At 63.7% G+C, this 6768-nt stretch carries 7 protein-coding genes; 6 read left to right on the top strand and 1 reads right to left on the bottom strand.

Annotated elements, in window-relative coordinates; all coding sequences use genetic code 11:
* The 3 genes from EOC06_RS29340 to EOC06_RS29330 all read left to right on the top strand — a co-directional run.
* A partial coding sequence (locus tag EOC06_RS29340) for a transketolase C-terminal domain-containing protein (RefSeq protein WP_281062121.1) occupies positions 1 to 356 on the top strand: 356 nt, incomplete at its 5' end.
* Positions 357 to 374: 18 nt separating this feature from the next.
* Positions 375 to 1742 carry a pyruvate dehydrogenase complex dihydrolipoamide acetyltransferase gene (locus tag EOC06_RS29335; protein ID WP_128309430.1) on the top strand — a complete coding sequence of 456 codons (1368 nt, stop codon included), beginning with the start codon at positions 375 to 377 and terminating at the stop codon, positions 1740 to 1742.
* Between the two features lie 115 nt (positions 1743 to 1857).
* A complete protein-coding gene (locus EOC06_RS29330; protein ID WP_127271283.1) occupies positions 1858 to 2226 on the top strand; it encodes a hypothetical protein in 369 nt (122 codons plus the stop codon).
* Between the two features lie 29 nt (positions 2227 to 2255).
* On the opposite strand, the gene EOC06_RS29325 is transcribed toward EOC06_RS29330, so the two are convergent.
* Positions 2256 to 3227, bottom strand: a complete 972-nt coding sequence (locus EOC06_RS29325) for a sugar-binding transcriptional regulator (protein ID WP_127330019.1) — start codon at positions 3225 to 3227, stop codon at positions 2256 to 2258.
* A 259-nt stretch (positions 3228 to 3486) separates the two neighbouring features.
* Here EOC06_RS29325 and EOC06_RS29320 point away from each other — a divergent pair, with 259 nt between their 5' ends.
* From EOC06_RS29320 to EOC06_RS29310, 3 genes are all read left to right on the top strand, one after another.
* Complete coding sequence (locus tag EOC06_RS29320) at positions 3487 to 4473, top strand: ABC transporter substrate-binding protein (protein ID WP_128309429.1); 987 nt, start codon at positions 3487 to 3489, stop codon at positions 4471 to 4473.
* A gap of 88 nt (positions 4474 to 4561) precedes the next feature.
* Positions 4562 to 6265 (top strand): iron ABC transporter permease, encoded by a 1704-nt coding sequence (locus tag EOC06_RS29315; RefSeq protein WP_128309428.1) that lies wholly within the window; start codon positions 4562 to 4564, stop codon positions 6263 to 6265.
* Positions 6253 to 6768 (top strand): ABC transporter ATP-binding protein (locus tag EOC06_RS29310; RefSeq protein WP_164898799.1); only part of this gene is annotated, 516 nt, incomplete at its 3' end. The genes EOC06_RS29315 and EOC06_RS29310, both read left to right, overlap by 13 nt.

Raw genomic sequence — 6768 nt, 5'->3', positions numbered from 1 at the left:
CCTTCGGCATCGGCATGACCTATGCGGTCAAGGCTGAAGCGGAACTGCGTGGCCTTGGCATCGATGCCGAGATCATCGACTTGCGCACGATCCGGCCGCTCGATCTCGACACCATCATCGCCTCGGTCAAGAAGACCAACCGCCTGGTGGTGGTGGAGGAAGGTTATCCGCAGAACTCGGTCGGCGACCATATCGCCAACCAGGTGTCGCAGCGCGCCTTCGACTTTCTGGACGCGCCGGTCATCACCATCGCCGGCAAGGATGTGCCAATGCCTTATGCGGCGAACCTCGAGAAGCTGGCGTTGCCGAATGTCGGCGAGGTCATCGAGGCGGTCAAAGCCGTCACGTATCGCTGAACCGGGCGGGAGGACAAAATGCCAATCAACATCACCATGCCGGCCCTGTCGCCCACGATGGAAGAGGGCAATCTGTCCAAGTGGCTCGTCAAGGAAGGCGACAAGGTTTCGCCGGGCGATGTGATTGCCGAGATCGAGACCGACAAGGCGACGATGGAAGTCGAGGCTGTCGATGAGGGCACGGTTGCCAAGCTCGTCGTTCCCGCCGGCACCGAAGGCGTCAAGGTCAATGCGCTGATCGCCGTGCTCGCCGGAGAGGGCGAGGATGCGGGCGCTGCCGCGAAAAGCGGCGATGCTGCCGCACCAGCCAAAGCCGAGACGCCGAAAGCGGAGGCTCCCAAGGCTGACGCACCGAAGGCTGAGACACCCAAGGCCGAACCGGTCGCCACCGCATCCAAGGCAGATGCGGCTCCAGTTGCCAACGGCCATGCGGCTGGCGAGCGCACCTTCGCGTCGCCGCTTGCGCGCCGCATCGCGAAGGAGGCCGGTGTCGATGTGTCTGCCGTGATGACTGGCACCGGCCCACATGGCCGGGTGGTGAAGGCGGATGTCGACGCGGCGATTGCCGGTGGCGGTGCCCAGGCGGCGCCTGCCGCCAAGGCTCCTGCTGGCGCTCCTGCGCCTGCGGTAAAGGCGATGTCGGATGATCAGGTCCTGAAACTGTTCGAACAGGGCTCCTACGAACTCGTCCCGCATGACAATATGCGCAAGACCATTGCGCGGCGCCTGGTCGAGGCCAAGACCACCATCCCGCATTTCTACCTGACGCTCGACTGCGAGCTCGATGCGCTGCTGGCGCTGCGCACGCAGATCAATGCGGCAGCCCCGGTGAAGAAGACCGATAAGGGCGAGGCGCCGGCCTACAAGCTGTCGGTCAACGACATGGTCATCAAAGCGATGGCGATGGCACTGAAGGCGGTGCCGGATGCCAATGCCTCATGGACCGAAAGCGCCATGGTCAAGCACAAGCATGCCGATGTCGGCGTTGCCGTGTCGATCCCGGGCGGCCTGATCACGCCGATTATCCGCAAGGCCGACGAAAAGACGCTGTCCACCATCTCCAACGAGATGAAGGACCTGGCCAGCCGCGCGCGCAGCCGCAAGCTGAAGCCGGAAGAGTATCAGGGCGGCACCACGGCGGTGTCCAACCTCGGCATGTTCGGCATCAAGGACTTTGCCGCCGTCATCAACCCGCCGCATGCGACCATCCTAGCGGTCGGTGCCGGCGAGGAGCGGGCGGTGGTCAAGAACGGCGAGATCAAGATCGCCACGGTGATGTCGGTGACGCTGTCGACCGATCATCGCGCCGTCGACGGCGCCCTGGGGGCTGAACTGCTGGTCGCCTTCAAGCGCCTCCTTGAAAATCCCATGGGCCTGCTGGTCTGATCCATCAAGCAGAAGCCGGCGCCGAATGATGCGCCGGCTTACGACAGAAACGACTTGTCAGGCGCCGACCCTTGACCCATGTTCTATCTGGATTGCGATCCAGGGAGGCCAAAATATGCCTGCATTCGACCCGTCTGACGTCAAAACCCTGTTCGGCAAGGTCATGGGCGCGTCGCCATCCGACATCAAGCTGGTGGCGCAGCGCCTGCACGACCACGCCTTCGAGCCGCGCATGTCGGCGGACGAGACCAGGCAGCTCGTCGCCAGCCTCGGCTATGACAGCCTGGACGCGTTCTGCGCCGACATCGGCTTGCCCACGCACATCGCCGAGCGGTGGAGCCGTTTTGGCGTTTCCGGCGAGATGAAGCAGGTGTTCACGCTGTTGGCGGCGCAGCGCAAGCGGGTGGCCGAGGCGGTCGCCGAATTCGAATCCATGACCCATGTTGGTGTCGAGGATTTTTTGCGCGAGCGCGGGCTCATTTAGCGGGAAACACCGGAGCCAGTCGAACCGGCTCAGCCGCCCTTGGCAAGCAGCGCCGTGGCGGTATCGCTGTCGGTGATCAGCACGTTGGTGTCGACGGCTTTCAGCGCGGCGAGGATCGCCGCGACCTTGCGCTTGCCGCCCGCGGCAAGAACGACATTAGGCACGTTGCTGACCACATCGAGATCGATGGCCATGACGCGGCTGTTGACCTCGTGGTCGACCAGTCCGCCGGCGGCATCGACGAAATAGCACAGCATGTTGGCGACCGCGCCCTTCGCTTTCAGCGGAGCGATCAGCGATGACGGCACGATGCCGTGCCGGAAGATGGTGGCGTCCGGCGACATGTCGCCGACGGTGAGCAGCGCGATGTCGGCGGTCGCCGCGCGTTGGCGCACATCCTGCAGGGCCGGCTGTGCCCAGAGGAGATCACGCAGCGAGGAATTGTCGACCGTCACCGGCGCGGTGATCTGGTAGCTGTCGACCTCGAAGACGTCTGCGACCTTGGCTGCGACGATCGATGGATTGATCCATTGCGAATGCGGCAGGCTGCCGACGAGCGCCACAACGCAGGCACGCTTCAACTGCCGGCGGGCAAGGAAGCCGAGGCTGGCATGCAGGGTCGCGCCGCCACCGATCGCCAACGTCATGCCGTCCTGCATCTGCTCGCCGAGATAGGCCGCGACGGCGTGGCCGATGGCCTTCTCCAGATGGTCATGCGCCGAAGGCGTCGGGATGACGACGGCGGCATTCAGACCCCAGCGCTTTTCCAGCTCCCGCTCGAGCGCCACCTGTCCGGCGGTCGGCGCGTTGATCATGGTGACGACGATGCCTTCGGCGGTGCACGAGGCCAGGGTACGCATGACCTTCACCCTGGAGACATCGAGCTTTTCGGCGATCTGTTCCTGGGTGAAACCTTCGACATAGTAGAGCCATGCCGTCTTGACGGTAAGGTCCGACGAGACCATCGGCAGGCGAGCCTGTCTGGGTTTTTCTGTGGTCATCGGTTCCTGTCCCTCATGAGCCGTGGCCTGCCCGGTGCTCATCAAGGAAACACCGGCCGGATGTCAACTGATGCCGGATCTTCGGCGTGTCGATTGTTGCACATTTCTGTTCATTTGTAATTGACATCGTACATATGAACATATTTTGTGGGTTTCACGCGCTGTGTCATCCACCAGTCATATGCGCCGTGCAGGGAGGAAGAGACGGGGAGCCGGCCAGAGCCGGACCGGTCATGCACAGACAAGACAGGAGGTCTCATTGAAGACGCACTTCATCAAGCTGCTGGCCAGCCAGCTGGCACTCGCGGCAACTTTGTTTGCCGGGGTGGCAAACGCCGAAACACTGACGCTCTACACGTCCCAACCAGAAGCCGACGCGGCCAAGACCGTGGATGCCTTCAAGAAGGCACAGCCGGGTATCGACGTGACCATCTATCGCTCGGGAACGAGCGATATCCTGACTAAGATGGCGGCCGAGTTTGCCGCCGGCAGCCCGCAGCCCGACGTGCTTCTGATCGCCGATGCGGTCTCGATGGAGCTGTTGAAGAAGGACGACCGGCTGCTGCCCTATCCCGAGGCAAAGCTCGAAGGCATCGAAGCGGATGCCTATGATGCCGACAAGACCTATTTCGGCAGCAAGCTGATCACCACCGGCATCGTCTACAACACCGCTGCGGCCGAGAAGCCGCAGCATTGGGCAGATCTCGCCAAGCCGGCCTATGCAGATGGCCTGGTCATGCCGAGCCCGCTCTATTCGGGTGCCGCCGCCTACCTGCTTTCAGGCTTCGTCGGCGACGCCGATTATGGCTGGGATTTCTTCCAGAAGCTGAAGACCAACAACACCGTCAGCGTGCGCGGCAATGGTGCGGTGCTGAAGTCGGTGGCCTCGGGCGAGAAGCCCTATGGCATCCTCGTCGACTTCATGGCGATGAACGCCAAGAAGAAGGGTTCCCCGGTCGAGTTCGTGTTCCCCTCGGAAGGTGTGCCGGCAGTGACCGAACCGGTCGCCATCATGAAGACCGCCAGGAATGTCGATGGCGCCAAGAAGTTCGTCGACTTCATTCTTTCCGATGACGGCCAGAAGCTTGCGCTTTCGATGGGCTATCTGCCGGCGCGCGCCTCGGTCGGCCGCCCCGAATGGCTGCCGGAAGGCGTCAAGGTCAAGGTGATGTCGTTCGACACCAAGGCAATCGTCGCCAAGACCGACGCCGACAAGGCGAAGTTCTCGGAACTGTTCGGCGGCTGAGCCGGCAATCCAGTCGGCATGCCCCCCTAGCGGCATGCCGACTGCGAAACCCGAGCGCATCGGCTGATCGATCCCAGGAAAAGCAATCATGTCAACACGGATCAGGGAAAGCCGGGGCCAGGAAATGGTCCTGACGGCGGCGGTGGCCATCGTCATCGTCCTGCTTTCGCTGCTGCCGATGCTGCGCCTGATCAAGGAGATCGTGGCACCCGGCGGCACGCTGTCGGCCGTCGCGATAAAGGCGGGGCTCGCCAGTCCGGCGACCTGGGTCGCCACCTGGCACACACTGGTCGTCGGTATCGGCGGCACCCTGCTTGCGGTGTTGTCGGGTACGCTGGTGGCCGTCCTCGTCACTCTGACCGATATCCGCGCTCGCAGCGCCATGGTGCTCTGTTACGTCATGCCCTTGATGATCGCGCCGCAGGTGACGGCGCTGGCCTGGCTGCAATTGTTCGGCCCGGCAAGCCCGTTCCTCAAGCTGTTCGGGGCGGCACCGCCGCTCGGTACCAGGAATCCGCTCTATTCGACATCGGGCATCATCCTGCTGCTCGGCGTGCAGTATGGCCCGCTGGTTTTCCTGCTGGTGCGCGCCGGCCTGCGCAAGCTGCCGCGCGAGCTGGTCGAAGCGGCGCGGGCGGGCGGCGCCGGCTGGTTCACCGTGCTGGTCACCATCGTGCTGCCCTTGATGACGCCGTCGATCATGGCGGCCGCCGCACTCGCCTTCGTCTCCTGCGTCGGCAAGTTCGGCATTCCGGCCTTTCTGGGCATTCCCGCCAACTATCTCGTGCTGCCGACGCTGATCTATCAGAAGCTGGCTGGCGGCGGCCCCGCCGTCCTCGGCGAAACCGCGTTCCTGTCGGTGCTGATCGGCATCATCGCCATGGCCGGTATCCTTGCCCAGGAGATCATGAGCCGCCGCCGCGACTATCGCATCAGCTCCACATCGCTTTCGGCCGAGCCATACGAACTCGGCCGCTGGCGGCCCGCCGTGCAGGCCGGCATGTGGCTGCTGATCATCGTAGTGCTGTTCCTGCCGCTGTTCGGGCTGGTTCTGACATCGCTGGTGCCGGGCTACGGCATCGCGCTCACCGCCAAGACGGCGACGCTCGACAATTATCGCTTCGTGCTGTTCGAGCATGACGCGGCCGGCCGCGCCTTCTTCAACAGCTTCTGGCTGTCGATCGCGGCGGCCTTCTTCGCGGTCCTGGTTGCCGTGCCGATCGGCTATCTGATCGCATGGGGCAAGCAGCGCTGGGTGCGGCTGCTCAATCTGTCGGTGGAACTGCCCTATGCACTGCCCGGTGTGGTGCTGGCCATCGCCTCGCTGCTCATGTTCCTGCGGCCGATCCCGCTGACCGGCATCCAGCTCTACAACACCGTCTGGATCATCCTCTACGCATATCTCGCCCGCTTCCTGGTGCTGGCGCTGCGGCCAACCATCAGCGGCTATCACCAGATCGACCGGGCGCTGGAGGAGGCTGCGCAAGTGGCCGGCGCCGGGCTGTTCACGCGCATGCGCACGATCATCTTTCCCTTGGTGGCACCGGCGGCGATCGCCGGCGGCCTGCTGATCTTCATGACGGCACTGAGCGAACTCACCGTTTCGGCGCTGCTGTGGTCGTCGGGCTCGGAAACCATCGGCGTGGTGATGTTCTCCTTCGAGCAGGGCGGCGATTCCAACTATGCGGCGGCGATGTCCGTCATCACCGTGGCGGTCACCTTCGTGCTGATGCTGGTCACCAATCTGCTTGCCCCCTACCTTCCGACCGGAGTGCTGCCATGGCGCGATTGAGCCTGGACAATGTGACCAAGAGCTTCGCCAATTTCGATGCCGTCAAGGACGTGTCGATCGACGTCGCCGACGGCGAGTTCCTGGCAGTGCTCGGCCCTTCCGGGTGCGGCAAGACGACGTTGCTGAGGCTGGTGGCCGGATTCGAGAAAGTGACCTCAGGCGAAATCCGCATCGGCAATGAGGTCGTGTCGGGCAAGGGCGGCAGCGTCGCGCCGGAAAAGCGGCGTGTCGGCATCGTCTTCCAGAACTATGCGCTGTGGCCGCATATGACGGTGGCCGAGAACATCGGCTATTCGCTGAAGGTGGCGAAGCTCGACAAGGCTGTCGCCCGCCGGAAGGTTGAAGACGCACTCGCCCTTGTCAATCTGCAAGGGCTGGGCGAGCGTCGGCCGGCCAATCTTTCCGGCGGCCAGCGCCAGCGCGTGGCGCTGGCGCGCTGCCTTGTCGCCGCGCCCTCGCTAGTGCTGTTCGATGAGCCGCTCGCCAACCTCGACGTGCATCTG

This window comes from Mesorhizobium sp. M7A.F.Ca.MR.362.00.0.0 (genome assembly GCF_004023175.1).
Taxonomy (GTDB): domain Bacteria; phylum Pseudomonadota; class Alphaproteobacteria; order Rhizobiales; family Rhizobiaceae; genus Mesorhizobium.
The sequence above is the reverse complement of the archived record's forward strand: the minus strand, read 5'-3'. Positions and strand labels throughout refer to the sequence as shown.

What these genes read in the sequence shown, in the direction of transcription:
- EOC06_RS29335 (WP_128309430.1), top strand. Translation starts at nt 375, where the DNA reads ATGCCAATCAACATCACCATGCCGGCCCTGTCGCCCACGATGGAAGAG.
- EOC06_RS29330 (WP_127271283.1), top strand. Translation starts at nt 1,858, where the DNA reads ATGCCTGCATTCGACCCGTCTGACGTCAAAACCCTGTTCGGCAAGGTC.
- EOC06_RS29325 (WP_127330019.1), bottom strand. Translation starts at nt 3,227, where the DNA reads ATGACCACAGAAAAACCCAGACAGGCTCGCCTGCCGATGGTCTCGTCG.
- EOC06_RS29315 (WP_128309428.1), top strand. Translation starts at nt 4,562, where the DNA reads ATGTCAACACGGATCAGGGAAAGCCGGGGCCAGGAAATGGTCCTGACG.